Genomic DNA, 318 nt, shown 5'->3' with positions numbered 1-318 from the left:
CATTGACGTTAGAAGCAATCGTTGCCGCTGTTGTTACTGAGCCACTCAATGACTGGCTGTTGTACATGCCACGGCTAGTACCTGTGCCATCAGCCGCTACCGCAAATGTCAATGTTGGGTTGGCATCACCATACGCACGTGTCTTGTCATCAGCCGTTACAGTCACAGGACGACGATTCACTGTCAATGTACCATCAACAAACGTGATGTCATAGTTAGAGTTATTGGCATTTGTGACCGTGTTCTGAGTAATAGCGTAAGCATTGACGTTAGAAGCAATCGTTGCCGCTGTTGTTACTGAGCCACTCAATGACTGGC

Annotated in this window: 1 protein-coding gene; it reads right to left on the bottom strand. The window is 47.8% G+C overall.

Features of this window, described 5'->3' with window-relative positions; all coding sequences use genetic code 11:
* Positions 1-318: MBG domain-containing protein (locus tag ICE88_RS08440; RefSeq protein ID WP_216252049.1), on the bottom strand; the 318-nt coding region annotated here is incomplete at both ends.

Source organism: Polynucleobacter sp. AM-26B4 (genome assembly GCF_018882285.1).
Classification (GTDB): domain Bacteria; phylum Pseudomonadota; class Gammaproteobacteria; order Burkholderiales; family Burkholderiaceae; genus Polynucleobacter.
Note: the sequence above shows the minus strand (reverse complement) of the source record. Positions and strands in the feature narration are given on the sequence as shown.